The organism is Amycolatopsis sp. cmx-4-54, from assembly GCF_046548895.1.
Lineage (GTDB): Bacteria > Actinomycetota > Actinomycetes > Mycobacteriales > Pseudonocardiaceae > Amycolatopsis.
This window is the reverse complement of sequence record NZ_JAEBEJ010000016.1, coordinates 180565-197069: the sequence shown is the minus strand read 5'-3', so window position 1 is coordinate 197069 and position 16505 is coordinate 180565. Positions and strand designations below refer to the sequence as shown.

The window sequence follows — 16505 nt, the reverse complement described above, 5'->3', positions numbered from 1 at the left end:
CCCGGAGACCGAAAAGGGGTCGCGACTGGCGTTTCGGGTCAGCACCCGAAACGCCACTCACGACCCCAAAGCGAAGACCGGCCCCTAAACGGTGTCGAACTCCGACTCCAATTCCTCGATCTCGTCCTTCCCCAAGTCGACCAGTTCGAAGTCGGCGGCGGGCTTCCGCGCCGCGGGGACCTCGTCCGGTTCCTCCCCCAGCTCGACGAACGACGCGAGCCCCGCTGGTGTCCGGTACTCGAAAACCTCCCGCGCGCCGAAGGTCATCCCCTCACGCCGCGCCCGCGCCGCCAGTTGCATCGAGACGATCGAATCCCCGCCCAGCTCGAAGAAGCTGTCGTCCGCGCCGACCCGTGCCAGCCCCAGCATCTCGGCGAAGAGTTCGCACAGCAACCGCTCGATCTCCGTGACCGGTTCCCGTCCGGCGATATGCCCGCTGAAATCGGGCTCCGGCAACGCTTTCCGGTCGACCTTCCCGTTCGCGTTCACCGGCAGCGCGGCCAGCGCCATCACCACCGACGGCACCATGTACTCCGGCAGCAGCCCGGCGATCCGGTCGCGCAGCCGCACCGGGTCCGCCCCGGCGCCGGACACGATGTAGCCGATCAGCCGTCCGTCGCGGACCGCCACCACCGCCTGGTCGACGCCCGGCTGGTCCGCCAGCACCGCCTCGACCTCGCCTGGTTCCACGCGATAGCCGCGGATCTTGACCTGCGTGTCCGCGCGTCCGGCGAAGACCAGTTCGCCTTCGTCATTCCAGTACGCCAGGTCGCCTGTCCGGTACATCCGCTCGCCGGAGGCGAAGGGATCGGCGACGAACCGTTCGGCCGTCAACGCGGTCCGGCCGAGATAGCCGTGCGCCACCCCGGCGCCCGCGATGTACAGGTCGCCCGCGACGCCCGGCGGCAGCGGCCGCAGGAAGACGTCCAGCACGTACAGCCGCCGCCCCGGATGCGGTCTGCCGATCGGCAGCGTCGAGCCCAGCTCGTCACCGGGCCGGATCACCTTCCACGACGCGCAGAACGTCGTTTCGGTCGGCCCGTAGGTGTGCAGGACACGCAGGTCCGGGCACGCCTGCCGCACCCGCTCCACCGCGCCGAGCGGCACCACGTCCCCGCCGGTTTGGAAGTAGCGCAGACCCGCGAAACAGTCCGGTTTCTCCTGCACCAGCGCGCGGAACTGGCCGGCGGTGAAGTTCACCGACGTGAGCCCTGCCGCCGCGTGCGCGGCGAGGGTGTCCGCGTCGATCACACCCGGTCCGGCGAGGATCACCCGCGCCCCCGCCACCAGCGGCACCAGGACCTCGTACAACGCCGGGTCGAACGTGTGCGGCGCGTGCATCAGCACCGCGTCACCGGGATGCAGATCCCACACCTGGTAGCCCAGCAGCGCCGCGACACCGCCGTGCGAGACGGCCACGCCCTTCGGCGTTCCTGTCGAGCCGGACGTGTACATCACGTACGCCAGATCGTCTGCCCCAACGGGCACCAGCGAGGCCTCACCCTCGACCGGATCGTCCACGTGGATCCGCCGATACCCGGACGGCGTCGCGGTCCCGGCACGGCACACCACCGCGGCCGCCGACGAATCCTCCAGCATGAACGCGACCCGCTCGGCCGGATAGCCCGGATCGATCGGCACGTACACCGCGCCGGCCTTCCACACCGCGAGCCAGGCCGCCAGCAGCTCCGCCGACCGTTCGACCACGACCCCGACACGGTCGCCACGCCGCACACGCGCGGCGGTCAGCACCGTGGCGAGCTTGCCGGACCAGTCGTCGAGTTCCGCGAACGAATACTCCCGGTCCGCGGCCACGATCGCCGTCGCGTGCGGGGTCCGTGCCACCTGACGGCCGAACAGCTCCACTGCCGACGCCGCGTCCACGATGTCGTCCGTCTCGTTCCAGCGTTCGACCACCAGCTCACGGCCGGCGTCGTCCAGCACGTCCAACCTGCCGACCGGCGTCCCCGGTGCCGCGATGATCCGCTCCAGCACCAGGGTGAGCCCGTCCAGCGCCGCCTTGGCGACAGACGCTTCGACGGCGTGATACTGCAGTTCAATCTCGAGGCTTTCGCCCGGCATGACACCGAGGGTCATCGCGTACGGCGTCGCCTGGTTGAAGTCCCGCAAAGTCAGGCTGAGCTCGGACGGCGATTGGGTCGCCGGGTCGGCGTAGTTCTCGAACACGACGATCGTGTCGAAACCCGCCTCGCCCAGCTTCTGGATCTCCGGCAGTCCGAGATGGTGGTGCGCCATCATCTCCGACTGCCGTCCCTGCAGTTCCGTGAGCATCCGAAGCACCGGCCGGCAGGCGTCCAACCGCACCCGGACCGGCACGGTGTTGATGAACAGCCCCACGGTCTGCTCAGCACCGGGCAGTTCGGCGGGCCGCCCGGAGACCACCGCGCCGAACACGACGTCCTGACGCCGCGCCAGCCTCGCCAGCACCAGCGACCACGCGCCCTGCACGAGCGTGTTGAACGTCAACCCGTTGCGGCGGGCGAATTCGGCCAGTGCGGAGGTGAACTCCGGCGAATGGCGGACGACCTCGCTCGACGGCAGTCCATGGACCTTTCCCGGAGTTTCCGGCAGCCCGAGCGACGTCCCGTCGGCCCCGTCCAATTCCGTGCGCCAAGCCGCCTTGGCCGCCTCCTTGTCCTGCTTTCCCAGCCAGGCAAGGTAATTCCCGTAGGAACCAGGAGCACGCGCGACGCCACCCGTCGCGTAGCTCTCCAGGAGATCCGCCTCGATGAGCGCCCGCGACCAGCCGTCGATGAGCAGGTGATGGCTCGTGGTCACCAGGCAGTGCTTGTCCGGGCCGAGCCGGATCAGCATCAGCCGCAGCAACGGCGGCCGCGTGAGGTCGAACCGCGTGGAGCGTTCCTTCTCCGCGATCGCGCTCACCTCGGCCAGCGCGTCCACTTCGGACAGATCGGACAGATCGCGTTCGGCCCACGGAAGCTTGACGTCGCGCGGGATGAGCTGGATCGTCTCGCCGTTCTTCCGCCGCTGGAAGCTCGCCCGGAGCGCGGCGTGCCTGCTGAGCACGATCTCCCAAGCCTTCCGGAACCGTTCCGTGTCCAGAGGTCCGTCGATGATCTGCGTCTGCTGGATGAGGTGGATGTCGGGCGCCTCGTCGTCCAAGGAGGCGTGGTAGAGCATGCCCGCCTGCATCGGGGAAAGCGGCCAGACTTCGGCCAGTGCCGATCCAGAAGGGGCCGATCCAGAAGTTGTCGTCGAAGTGTTCACGATGCCCGGCCTTCGCTGAGTTCCGCTGCCAATGCTTCAAAGCTCTCGATCTCGTCCTGGTCCAGTTCGAGGAGACCGAAATCGGATGCGGTGTGCCCGCCCGCGGCGGGGTCTTCCGCTTGGGAGGCCAGTCCGGACAACACGGCCAGCATTTCCTGGACCAGTCGTTCGATTCCGGCTTCGTCGAACACGTCGTCCGACCATTCCAGCATGAGGATCAGTTCCGGCCCGGCAGGCAGATCCTGGACGATCGCGTTGACGTCGAGTGCGTGCGGCAGCCGCATGTCCGCGTCGATCGAGCCGCCGATCTCGCCGACCTGTTGCCATGCCCGCACATCGCCACTTTCACCGGCGGCGAACCGGCCGAGGTAGTTGAACCCGATACGCGCCGACGGCAGCGCGGCCAGCACCGGCTCGGTCTCGGCGTTGAGATGGCGCAGCAACCCGTACCCGAGCCCGTCGCCGGGCACCGCGCGCGACTGTTCCTTGACCGCCTTCAGCAACGTCCCGGCCGCCGCGGCACCGGCGAGCACCTCGTCCAGGTCGATCCCGGAGACGTCGAGCCGCACCGGATGCGTGCTGGTGAACCAGCCCACCGTCCTGGACAGGTCCATTCCCTCGCCCGGATGACGACCGTGGCCCTCGACGTCCACCAGTATCGAATCCGACGCGCTCCACCTGGCCACCGCTCCCGCGAGCCCGGCCAGCAGGACCTCGTGCACGCCGCAGTGGAACACCACCGGGGCCCGCCCCACCAGCACCGACGTCTCCGCCGAGGACACCGTCCACGACCGCGAGCGCACCTCGCCCACCGGAGCCTGCTGGTTCCCGGTTCCGACAATCGCCTGCCATGCGGGAAGTTCCTCGACCCGCTCGGCGGAGATCGCCCACTCCTGAAGCAGACCCGCCCACCGGCGGAAGGACACCGCCACCGGCTCCAGTTCCGGTTTCCGCCCGGCGGCGACGGCCTCGCACGCGGTTCGCAGATCCGAGGCCAGGACTCGCCACGAAACCCCGTCGACCACGAGATGGTGCGCCACCACGATCAGACGTCCAACCCGGTCCGGTCCTGCGTCCAACCACACAATTTGGACAACTACGCCCGCGGCAGGATCCAGCCGTCCCACGGCCTCCCGCACCACGCCGGTCTCGTCCAGCGAGCCGTCGTCGGCCTTCACGTGGGTGAAGGTCGCGGGAGCGCCGCGCTCTCCGACCACCAGCCGTCCGTCGACGACCCGCGCGCGCAGCATGTCGTGCGTGTCCAGCACCGCCGCGAGCCCGGCGGCCAGCGTCTCCTCCGTCAGATCGGCCGGAGTGCCCAGGACCATCCACTGCGCGAAACCCGGCGCCGCGGCCCCGTCCCCGAACAACCGCATCACCGGCGTCAACGGGACTTCACCAACTCCGTCGGCGATCGATTCCTGCGGTGGCTCATGCGCTTTCACCACCAGCTGCGCGAGCCGTTCCGGAGTCCGGTGCTCGAACACCTGCTTCGGGGTCAGCGCGATACCGTCGCGACGCGCGCGGGACGCGACCTGCATGGACGAGATCGAATCCCCGCCCAGCTCGAAGAAGCTGTCCTCGACCCCGACGCGCGCCAGCCCGAGCACTTCGGCGAAGACCTCGCACAGGATCCGCTCGGCCTCGGTCGCCGGCTCCCTGCCGGCCGTCTTCGACGAGAAGTCCGGTTCGGGCAACGCCTTCCGGTCGATCTTCCCGTGCGCGGTCAGCGGCAGGGCGTCGAGCGCCATCACCGCCGCGGGCACCATGTACGCCGGCATCCGCTCGGCGAGTTCGTTCCGCAGCGCCTCCGGGTCGACGTCACCTGGCGACACGTAGGCGACCAGACGGCCTTCGCGGACGGTCACCGTAGCCTGCGTGACCCGAGGATGGTCCGACAACGCGAACTCGATCTCGCGTGGCTCGACCCGGAACCCGCGGATCTTGACCTGGTCGTCGGCCCGGCCGGCGGACACCAGCTCGTCCTCGTCCGTCCAATAAGCCAGGTCACCCGTCCGGTACATGCGCTCGCCGGGGACGAACGGATCGGCGACGAACCGCTCCGACGTCAGCGCCGCCCGGCCCAGATACCCCCGCGCCACCCCGATTCCCGCCAGGTACAGCTCACCGACGACGCCGCGCGGCAGCGGACGCAGGAACGCGTCCAGCAGGTAGCCGCGCACCCCGGCGATCGGCCCGCCGAACGGGATCACCTCGCCGCGCGGCGCCAGCGGCATGCTCACCGTCGCGCAGATCGTGGTCTCGGTGGGCCCGTAGGCGTTGAGCATGCGGCGGTCGGCCGAAAGCCGGTCCACCAGTCCCGGCGGGCAAAGCTCCCCCGCCGCGGTCACGGTCTCGACCCCGGCCGGGAACACGTCGACGGTGGCCAGCACCGACGGCGGCGCCTTCACATGCGTGACGTCCCACCGCTCCAGCGTGTCGCTCAGCGACGCCTGTGGCGGCAGATCCTCGTCCGGCGGCATCACCAGTGTCGCCCCGGAAAGCAGCGCCATCATCACCTCGGACACGATGGTGTCGAAGCCGAGCGCCGCGAACTGCAGGACGCGGGACGACGGCGTCACGGCCAGCCGTTCGATATGCGCCATCGCCAGGTTTCCCAGGCCCGAGTAGGTGACGATCACGCCCTTCGGCGTTCCGGTCGAGCCCGACGTGTAGATCACGTACGCCGCGTCGCGCATCCCCACCTTCGGCAAGACCGCCTCCGGGGCCGCCGCCAGGTCGATTTCGTCGAGCACGACGACGCGGTCCGCGAACTCCTCCGGTACCGCGTCGCGCGTCTTCCCCTGACACACCACCAGCATCGGATCCGAACTACCGAAGATCAGCTTCACCCGCTCGGCCGGGTATGCGGGATCCACCGGGACGAACACGCCGCCCGCCAGTGACACCCCGAGCATCCCGATCAGCCACCACGCGGACCGTCCGGCCACCAGGCCGACCCGCCGCTCCCGGTCGACACCTGCCGCCCGCAGCACGGCGGCGAACCTCGTCGCGCGGTCCCACAGTTGTGCGTAGGTCAGGTCGCCTTCGCCGTCCGTGACCGCCACCGCGTCCGGCCGCTCGGCCGCCATCCGCCCGATCAGCTCCGGCAGCGGCTCGCCGTCCAGCAACGCGGGTTCCCAGCGGGGCAACGGAATCTCACCCATCCCGGTCCGTCCGACGAGCGCGGACGGGGCTTCGACGACCGCGCCGAGCGCACCGGAGAACCAGTCCAGCAGGGAGCCGGCGACGGCCTCGTCGATCTGTCCGCGCCAGTAGGCGAGCTGGATCCGGAACTCCTCGCCCGGGATCACCCCGACCGTCACCGGGTAGTGGGTCCCTTCGACCGTGCCGAGATACGAGAACTGGTCGGCGAAATCCCGCGGGTAGTTCTCGAACACCAGTAGCGTGTCGAACATCGCGCCGGGACCGGCCGTCTTCTGGATCTCCGTCAGCCCCAGATGCTGATGCGGCATCAGCTCGACCTGACGCCGCTGCAAGCCGGTGAGCATGTCCACGGCGGGCTGCCCGCCGTCCAGCGAGACCCGCACCGGGATCGTGTTCATCATCAGTCCCGGCATCGACTCGACGCCCGGGAGTTCGGCGGGACGGCAGGCGACCGTGGTGCCGAACACGACGTCGGTCCGCCGTGCGAGCCGCGCCAGCACCAGCGCCCACGCGCCCTGCACCACCGTGTTGAGCGTCAGCCCGTGGTCGCGGGCGAAACCCGTGAGCCGGGTGTACAGCTCCGGCGTGAGATGGGTGACACGGTAGTCGTATTCCGTCGCCGTATCCGACTTGGCGACCAGCGCGGGCACGTCGATGTCCGACAACTCCGCCTGCCAGGCCGCACGTGCCGCTTCCTTGTCCTGCCTGTCCAACCACGCCAGATAGTCGCGGTACGAGGCGGCCGTCCGGTCCGGGAAACCACCTGACGTATAGGCCTCGGCCACCTCGTTGAGGATCACCGCCACCGACCAGCCGTCGGTGAGGATGTGGTGGTTGACGACCAGCAACCGATGCCGATCCTCGGCAACCTTGATCAGCACGAGCCGGAACAGCGGCGCCTTGGCGAGGTCGAACCGGTCCCGCTGTTCCGCCGCGGACAGCGCCTTGACGGCCTCCTCGACGTTCGCACCGGACAGATCGACCTCGCGCCACGGCAGCTCGACGCGGCCGGCGACGGCCTGCACCGCCTTGCCCGACGCGAGCCGGTGGAACGTCAGCCGGAGTTCGGGGTGCCGGGCGAAGACCGCCTCCCACACCGACCGCAGCCTGGCCACGTCCAGCGGTCCGGTCAGCTCCACGATCCACTGCGTCTGGTAGATGTCGGGACCCTGGTCGTCGAGGGTCGTCTGGAAGAGCAAGCCCGCCTGGAGCGGCGCCAGCGGCCAGACGTCGACGGCGTCCGGGACCGCGGCTGCCAGTTCCGTCTCGTCTTCCGCGGTCAGCTCGACCAGGGGGCCGTCCACGGGTCGGTCGGCCATCGCGACGCCCGCGACCGCGGCCAGCCGCGCGGGAGTCCGCTCGCCGAAGATCTGCGACGGCGTCACCAGCAGCCCGGCTTTCGCCGCACGGGCCGCGACGCGCACCGCGAGGATCGAATCCCCGCCGAGTTCGAAGAAGCCGTCGTCGACGCCCGCCCGGTCGATGCCGAGCACTTCGGCGAACAGTCCACAAAGGACACGTTCCGCCTCGGTGACGGGTTCGCGCCCATCGGCTTTCGCCGTGAAATCGGGCGCGGGCAACGCCGTCCGGTCCACCTTGCCGTTGCCGGTCAGCGGCAGCGCGGCCACCGCCAGCACCACGGCCGGGACCAGATAGTCGGGCAGGACCGCTCCGAGCCGCTCGCGGACGAGCGCGGGATCCACGTCCGCCACCACGTAACCGATCAGGCGGCCGTCGATCGGCACCACGACGGCCTCGTGGACGTCCGGCTGCGCGGTCATCGCGGCTTCGACCTCACCCGGTTCGATCCGAAACCCGCGGATCTTCACCTGGTCGTCGACGCGTCCCGCGAAGAGCAGTTCGCCGTCCGGTGTCCACTTCGCGAGGTCACCGGTGCGGTACATCCTCTTGCCCGGCGCGAACGGATCCGCCACGAACCGCCCGGCCGTCAACCCGGCCCGATCGAGGTACCCGTGGGCCAGCCCGGCACCGGACAGGTACAGCTCGCCGACCACGTCCGGGGCGACCGGCCGCAGCGAGTCGTCCAGCACCCACGCCCGCCTGCCGGAAAGCGGACGGCCGATCGGCAGCACCGGCACCGGGTCGTCCTCCGGTTCGAGCACGTGCCACGTGGCGCACAGCGTCGTTTCCGTCGGCCCGTACAGATGCCGGATCCGCGCGCCGGGCGCGGCGTGGCGCACCCGGTCCACCGCGTGCGCGGGCACCAGGTCCCCGCCGGTCAGGATCTCGCGCAGCCCCGCGAACGACTCCGGTGCTTCCTCCGCCACCGCACGGAAACTGCCAGCGGTGAGATGCGCCCGCGTCACCCCGCTCGCGACGGCCTCCCGCAGCCGGCGGGCGTCCACCGGCCCCGGCGCGGCGATCACCACCCTGGCACCCGACACCAGCGGCACCCAGATCTCGCACAGGGACGCGTCGAAGGAATGCGGCGCGTGCATGAGGACCGCGTCGTCGGGTTCCATCGCCCAGCCGGGATCCCCCACCAGTTCCGCGACGCTGGAATGCGGGACGGCGACACCCTTCGGCTTGCCCGTCGAGCCGGACGTGTACATCACGTACGCCAGGTCTTCAGGGCTCGGCGGAACGACCGCCACGTCGCCCGCAGTCTCGGCGACGACGATCGACTCGGTCCCTTCCGGGACGCTGTCGCGCGTCGCGGCCGAGCACAGCATCAGGGACGCGCCCGAATCCGCGACCATGAACGCCACCCGCGGCGCGGGATACGAGGCGTCGACCGGCACGTACGCCGCGCCCGCCTTCCAGACGGCGAGCAGCGCCACCAGCAGATCCGCCGAGCGGTCGAGCATCACCGCGACCCGTCCGCCGACACCGACGCACCGGGCGATCAACCGGCCGGACAGCCTGCCCGCGAGCTCGTCGAGCTCCCGGTAGGTCAGGATCCGGTCCCCGTCGGCCACGGCCACCGCGCCGGGGGCCCGGCCCACCTGCCTGGCGAAGAGATCGAGCACCGTCGGTGCGGGCTGCGCTGCGGAACTCATCGTCATCCTCCGTAGACCACGGTGTCCAGCGGTTCCGGCTCTTCGTCGAACTCGTCTTCCTCGGACTCCGGCTTGGGCGCGTTGTTCTCCGGGCGGGCGAACTGCGTGTGGTAGAGCTCCGAATACAGCCCGCCCCGCGCCAGTAACTCGTCGTGCGTCCCGCGTTCACGGACCGTTCCGCCGTCGATCACGAGGATCTGGTCGGCCTCGCGGATCGTGGACAACCGGTGCGCGATCACCAGCGACGTCCGGTCGCGCAGCGCGGTCTTGAGCGCCCGCTGGACGGCGGCCTCCGACTCGGAGTCCAGATGCGCGGTGGCCTCGTCCAGCACGACGACCGTCGGCGCCTTCAGCAGCAACCGGGCGATGGCCAGCCGCTGCTTCTCCCCACCGGACATGCGATAGCCGCGATCTCCGGTGACGGTGTCGAACCCGCGGGGCAGCGACTGGATCAGCTCCCAGATCTGCGCTCCCTTGCAGGCTTCGACCAGCTCGTCCTCGGTGGCGGTCGGGCGCGCGTAGAGCAGGTTCTCCCGGATCGTGTCGTGGAAGAGGTAGGCGTCCTGGCTGACCACCCCGACCGTGCCGCGGATCGAGTCGAAGGTGAGGTCGCGCAGATCGTGCCCGTCGAAGCGGACCGCGCCGCCGTTCGGGTCGTACAGCCGGGAGACCAGGTGGGTGATGGTGCTCTTCCCCGCGCCGGACGGGCCGACGAGCGCGGTGAGGGTCCCCGAGGGCGCCTCGAAACCGATGCCGCGCAGGACGTCCGCCGTCTTGTCCCCGTTCTCCCGCTTGGTCCGCAGGTGTTCGAGCGACGCCAGCGAGACCTCGTCCGCGGTGGGATAGCGGAACACCACGTCGTCGAACTCGATCCCCGGCGCCTTGCCCTTCTCGAGTTCCTTGGCGTCCGGGCGTTCCTGGATCAGCGGCTTGAGGTCGAGCAGCTCGAAGATCCGCGCGAAGCTCACCACCACGGTCTGCGCGGTCTCCTGCAGCCCGGACAGCTGGGTGATCGGCCCGAACAGCCGCCCCAGCAGGGTGGCGATGGCGATGAGCGTCCCGAGCTGGAACGCCCCCTCGATCACGAGCCCGCCGCCGACCCCGTAGACGACCGCCGTGGCGATCGAGGCCATCAGGGCCATCATGGCGAAGGACATCCGGGCCCAGATGGAGATGCTGACGCCGATGTTGCGGATCTTCCCGGCCCGCTTGCGGTAGTCGGCCATCTCCTCGTCCGGGCGGCCGAAGAGTTTCGAGAGCATCGCGCCCTGGACGTTGAACCGCTCGTGGAGGAGCCCGCCGAGCCCGGCGTTCGTCTCCATCAGCGTTCCGGTGCGGCGCTGGATGATCCGCCCCACCCAGATCCAGGGGGCGACGAACAGCGGCACCAGCACCAGCGTGACCACGGCGACCAGCCAGGACAGGTAGAACAGCTCGGCCAGCACGAGCAGGACGGTGACCACGCTGGTGGCCGCCATGAGCAGATGACCGAACGCCTGCTGCGCCATGATGAGTTCGGTGTGCAGCCTGCCGACCAGCACCCCGGTCTGGGTGCGGGTGAAGAACGCGATCGGCAGCCGTCGGACGTGGTCGAGGGCCTGCACCCGGAGGTCGTAGGTGACCCCCTCGCCGATCTTCGCGGAGACGTAGGCGGACAACAGCGACAGCAGCGCGCCCGCCACGGCGAGGCCCGCGGTCAGGACCGCCATCAGGATGACGACCCCGAAGTCGTTCTTCAGGATGCCGCCGTCGATGAGCTCCTTCATCAGCAACGGAGTCGCGACGACGACGAACGCCTCCATCGCGGCGATGAGGACGAAGATCGCCACCTTGCCGACGTGGGGGCGGAAATACGCGAGGACTCTGCGCACCGTCCCCGGCCGGACCCGGTTCGACCAGGGATCGGGGTCGTCATCGCTCTTGGGCGACGCCCCGAAGCGCAACATTACTTCCATTTGGGCATCCCTCTCACGCACGAAGTCGGCGAGTTCAATCGTGCTGAATCGTGTCGATGTCCACGAGTGGCCGCTGGCGACCATCTCGGGTTTTCTATCCACAAAGGACGCTTGGCGTTCGGCGGCGACGTGGGGCCGAAGGGGCCCATCGCCCCATCAGACGCGGCGAAGGATCCCTTCACCACGCAAAGCACGAAGCCCCCACCACCCACCCGACTCCACCACCAACGTTGCGAAAGCCACTTTCGCAACGCTCAAGGTTGCGAAAGTGGCTTTCGCAACCCACCAGCCAGCCCCCACACCACCAACGCGGCCGAAAGCGCCCATCAGCCGCGGCGAAGGACGCTTTCACCCCCGCCCAGCCAACCGCCCACCGACCGAACCAGCGGCGGCCACGGCCGAACCGGCGACCGAACCGGCCGCGGCCACGGCCGAACCGGCGGGAATCCGGCCGTGGCCCTCCACCCCGCGCCGCAGCAGATCCGTCACCTCGTCCAGGTCGCCCGCCCGCAACGCCGAGGCCGCCGCGGCCAGGTCGGCCGCGATCCGGTCGAGCACAGCCGCCACCGGCAGCGCGTTCCCGGCGAGAATATTCCGCCACAGCAAAGGATTTCCGGCCGCGATCCGGGTGACGTCGCGCAATCCCTGCCCGGCGAGGCGCAAGGTGACGTCCTCGCCGCCCGTCAGGGTCGCCGCCACCGCCGAAGCGGCCACGTGCGGAGCGTGCGACACCAGCGCCACCGCCGAATCGTGCTCGGCCGCGCCGACGGTGACGGCCTCGGCCCCGCACAGCGACACCAGTTCGCGAGTCAGCCGCAGCGCCTCGGCCCCGGTTTCGACGCCGGGGCACAGCGCCCACGGGCGGCCCGCGAACAGACCGGCCCGCGCCGCGGCCGGACCGGATCGCTCTCGTCCCGCGAGCGGATGCCCTGGCACGTAAGAGATCAGGTCGCAGCCGAGCCGCTCGGCGTCGGCGATCGGACCGGCCTTGACGCTCGCGACGTCGGTGTACGCCCGCGCCGCGCCCTGCTTCTGGAGTGCGGCCAGCCGCTCCCCCACCAGATGCGGTGGGACGGCGATCACCGCCAGGTCCACTTCCTCGCCGGTCCATTCGCGGCCGGCGCCGAGCTCCCGCGCCACCCGCACGGCGCGTTCGTCGATGTCGGTGAGCTGGACGGTGACACCCTTTTCCCGCAGGGACAACGCGGCCGACGTGCCGATCAGGCCGGTGCCGACGACGAGCGCCTTCTCGATGGTCACGACTACTTCTTAGGCCGCTCTCCCGGCGATGTCGAGCCATGCGACCTGGGCAGCACGAAGGGGACTTCTCCGCATATGGCACGGAAAAGTCCCTTCGCACCTACTCGATCATCGTGCGGCCAGATCGGTCGCCCTGCTCTCCAGATGGTCCGCGAACCCCGCCCAGACCCGGGCGTGATCCCTGGCGAATCCGGCGACCACGCCGTACAGATGCGGCGGGACACCGTGCAGGATCCGTTCCCATTCCTGCCCGTCCATGGAGTGCATGGCGAGCATGCGCAACAGGATCCGCCCGACCTCGCTCAGCCGCAGCGCCGGGTCGGCCTTGAGCCGCTCCAGCACGGTGAGCCGTTCCCGGTCCAGCGGGTGCCCGAGGTCGGTTTCCGTCAGGCTCAACGGATCCGGCTTCGCGCGCAGTCTCCTGCTCCCGTCCGGGGTCGGGCTTTCGCCACGTTCCAGCCTGCCGCGCACGTCCCGGACCGTCTCCGGGGAGATGCCGACCTGTTTGGCGACCTGGCGCAGCGAAAGGCCGGGATCGTTGCGGATCAGATCGGCGGCGAGCTTCCGCCGCTCCGAGCTGTCGACGGGCCGGATCCGCCCGTCCCGACCGATTCTGGCGCCGTTTCCGCCTTCACCGCCGCGCCGGCGCAGATCCGCCACGGTTCCCGCGGAAATGCCGGTCGCCGAAGCCACCCGCCGGTCGGACCACTGCGGATGCGTCCCGATGATCTGGACGGCCGCCCGTTTCCGGTCCGCCAGTGAAAGCGGCAGACCGTGCCGGATGTTCGCTTCCACCGCGAGAACGAAGGCGTCGGACTCGGCGCCGTCGATGAACTTCGCGGAGATCTTCGTGTCGCCTCGTACTCGTGCCGCCTTCAGCCGGTGCAGGCCATCGACCACCTGCATCGTCGGTCGGTGAACGAGAATGGGCGGTAACTCCCACTCCGCCGACAACAGTGTCTCGACATGTTCTGGATCCTCGCCCGAAGTTCGCGGCGAACAAGCAGTGGACAGTCTCGACAGCTCGATTTCGACGACAGGGAGAGCGGACAGGTCAACTCTCGTCGGATCCACCTAGCCCCCATTGAATCTGTTGATTCAGCAACTTTCAGACATGGCACGGAAAACCTCACCGTCCAACTGCTCGGCTTCGGTGGTTGGACACCATGAACCCGTCCGACGCCGACCTCGGCAGCAGGCGGGATGTCCTCGACGGTGAGGAACCCTCAAGCGCCACAGGCAGAACCGCATGCGGCGGCCCGCCTCGACGGTCTCCCAGCGGACCGTTGGCGCGTATTCCGACGAACTACCGAAGCTGGACGGCATCCTCCCATCGCCCCGACGGCGATCTGCGAGACCAACGCTCGGCGGATCCGGCCCGGCAGGACCGACACTTGGTCAGCCTGACGAAGCCGGCACCCGCTTCAGCGCGAGGTCCCGGACATGTCCGATCTTATGACTCCATGGCTGCTCGGTTCAGAGGATCGGCGAGTGAAGTCTTTGGTTTGCCTCGTGGTCGCGAGTCACCGACGCATCCCCTCTGTCCCCAGCAAAGCGTGCACACCATGTCAGCCCCAGCTGATGCGCACCTGTGCAGCATGGCATGAACAATCCATGTCGGCAATTGACGAACAGTGTGATTTTCGTAGTGAACGGGGCGCTCAAGATCAATATCCGGAACTCCGCCTGCACTATTGACTCGTTTGACGAACATAAGTACAGGGCCCGCCTACGACCCTTGTCCCCGGTCGTCCGATTAGCCTGTTCGCAGGTCTTGTTAGGCCGTTCGTGCGGCCGGTCTTCTACCGGGAAGATCACCGCACCGGCGGTTCATGTTCCGTTCTTCGACACTTATTCACACGAACGGCCGAGCCCGCGTCCCATGGTTCGGACGAAATCTCACCCGGGCGGGATCACCCACGAGCAAAGCGAAGCGTGGCACGCTGGACGCCGGCCCCAGTCCATCCGCCGTCATGGTCGACGGCTCCGTCCACCGACCCCTCGAAAGGAGGTTTCGTGCGCACAGGACAGAAAAAGGACAGCGTCCGGCCTCCCCGAGGAGCACGCGAGACGGGCCGTACACACATTCATGGGATGAAATGGTGTTCGCGGCAATTGTCGCCGCGTGAGCTTTCACAAACCCCGTCGCGCGTGAAGGCCCCCTTCCCTCGGCTGAGCCGAGGGAAGGGGGCCTTCACGCGCGACACCTACGCGATGGGGAAATCGAAATAAGTGTCCGGGTAGGGCTCGTCCTTCAGGTTATAGTGCCACCACTCGCACTCGATCGAGCTGAAGCCCGACCCCTCCATGACCGCGCACAGGTGCGCGCGGTTCTTCGCGGCCGCTTCCGTGACACCCGCCGCCCCGTGATGCGAGACGACGTCCATCAGGTCGTGGTCACCACCCATGTCGGCGAGCTCGCCGGTGTCCAGGTGGTAGAGCGTCAGGTCCACCGTGCTGCCACGGCTGTGCCCCGACTTGGTGGCCACGTAGCCCTTTTCGAACATCTGAGGCCGGTCGATGTTCGGGTAGTGCCTGGCCTTCTTCCGGCCGTCTTCGGGCTCCTCCGCCCAGCGCATGAAGCGGTCGACGGCGCGCTGCGGGCGGTACCCGTCCCACAGGAGCAGCCCGAAGCCGAGCTCCTCGGCCTTGTCCCGCGCCTTCTCCAGCGCCGCGCAGAACGCCCGGGTGCCGACGATCCGGTTCACCAGGTAGCCGTCCACCGGCTTGCCGGTGAAGTTGTCCCACGTGGCGTACTTGGCGTCCCAGCGGATTCCGGAGACGACCTCGTCCACGAAGACGAAATCATCCTTCATTCGTCACGGCCCGCCAGCGTCAGGTTCACCAGCCGGTCGATCACGTCGCCGAGCGAGAGGCCGGCGGCGTTCATCATGCGCGGGTAGCGGCTGTAGGAGGTCAGGCCGGGCAGGGTGTTGACCTCGTTGAGCACCACGCTCCCGTCCTCCTTGAGGAACAGGTCGACCCGCGCGAGCCCGCGGCAGCCCAGCGCGCGGTAGATGACCTTGGCCGTCTGCTGCACGAGATCACGCGAGGAGTCCGGGATGTCGGCCGGGACGATGAAACTCGAGTTCTCGGAGCCGGTCTCGGGGCTCTTCTCCTGGTGGATCTTGAAGAAGCCGTGGGTCAGCGCGACCCGGTCGACCTCGCCCGCGAACAGGTCCTCGTCGTTGCCGAGGATCGAGCAACCGATCTCGCTGCCGATGACGGCCTCTTCGATCAGGACCTTCGCGTCGTACTGGCGTGCCTCCGCCAGCGCGGCGGGCAGCTCTTCCTTCGCGGAGACCTTGCTGACGCCGAACGACGAGCCGGAGCGGGCGGGCTTCACGAAGACCGGGTAGTTCAGCTTGTCCGGGTCGACGTCGTTGTCCGGCGTGACGATGTAGAAGGTCGGCGTCGCGATCCCCGCGCCGCGGACGACGGAATAGGTGAGGGCCTTGTCGATGCACATGACCGAGCTCGGGACGTCGCAGCCGACGTAGGGAATGCCGGAGACCTCCAGCAGGCCCTGCATCGCGCCGTCCTCGCCGAACTTGCCGTGCAGCACCGGCAGCACCACGTCGAGGGCGATCGTCTCGTACTTGCCCTCGTCCAGGACGAGCAGACCGTGCACCCCGCGGTCCGGCGACAGCACGGCCGGGCGGACGTTGCCGTTCTCCCAATCCTCGGCGGGGCCGTCGCAGAGCATCCAGGAACCGCTCTGGGTGATCCCGATGTAGTACGGCTCGTACTTCTCGAGGTCGAGGTGCTTCTGGACCTCGCGCGCAGATTTGATGGAGATAGGATGTTCTTCGGAAAGCCCGCCGAACAGAATTCCGATTTTCAGCCTACCCAT

7 protein-coding genes are annotated in these 16505 nt (G+C 68.9%); all 7 read right to left on the bottom strand.

Features of this window, described 5'->3' with window-relative positions:
• Positions 1 to 84: 84 nt before the first annotated feature.
• Entirely contained in the window at positions 85 to 3162 is a 3078-nt protein-coding gene (locus ACLJQ7_RS37985; RefSeq protein WP_410653018.1) for an amino acid adenylation domain-containing protein, read from the bottom strand.
• An 83-nt stretch (positions 3163 to 3245) separates the two neighbouring features.
• Positions 3246 to 9437, bottom strand: coding sequence for an amino acid adenylation domain-containing protein (locus ACLJQ7_RS37980; protein ID WP_410653017.1), 6192 nt, complete (start codon positions 9435 to 9437; stop codon positions 3246 to 3248).
• 2 nt (positions 9438 to 9439) lie between these two features.
• A complete protein-coding gene (locus ACLJQ7_RS37975; protein ID WP_410653016.1) occupies positions 9440 to 11392 on the bottom strand; it encodes an ABC transporter ATP-binding protein in 1953 nt (650 codons plus the stop codon).
• Positions 11393 to 11740: 348 nt separating this feature from the next.
• On the bottom strand, positions 11741 to 12652 hold the full coding sequence (locus tag ACLJQ7_RS37970; protein WP_410653015.1) for a prephenate dehydrogenase: 912 nt from the start codon (positions 12650 to 12652) through the stop codon (positions 11741 to 11743).
• A 108-nt stretch (positions 12653 to 12760) separates the two neighbouring features.
• Positions 12761 to 13558, bottom strand: coding sequence for a winged helix-turn-helix transcriptional regulator (locus ACLJQ7_RS37965; protein WP_410653014.1), 798 nt, complete (start codon positions 13556 to 13558; stop codon positions 12761 to 12763).
• Between the two features lie 1301 nt (positions 13559 to 14859).
• Entirely contained in the window at positions 14860 to 15468 is a 609-nt protein-coding gene (gene vanX, locus ACLJQ7_RS37960; RefSeq protein WP_410653012.1) for a D-Ala-D-Ala dipeptidase VanX, read from the bottom strand.
• Positions 15465 to 16505 carry a D-alanine--(R)-lactate ligase VanA-Ao2 gene (gene vanA-Ao2 / locus ACLJQ7_RS37955; RefSeq protein ID WP_410653011.1) on the bottom strand — a complete coding sequence of 347 codons (1041 nt, stop codon included), beginning with the start codon at positions 16503 to 16505 and terminating at the stop codon, positions 15465 to 15467. The genes vanX and vanA-Ao2 overlap by 4 nt, the downstream gene beginning before the upstream one ends.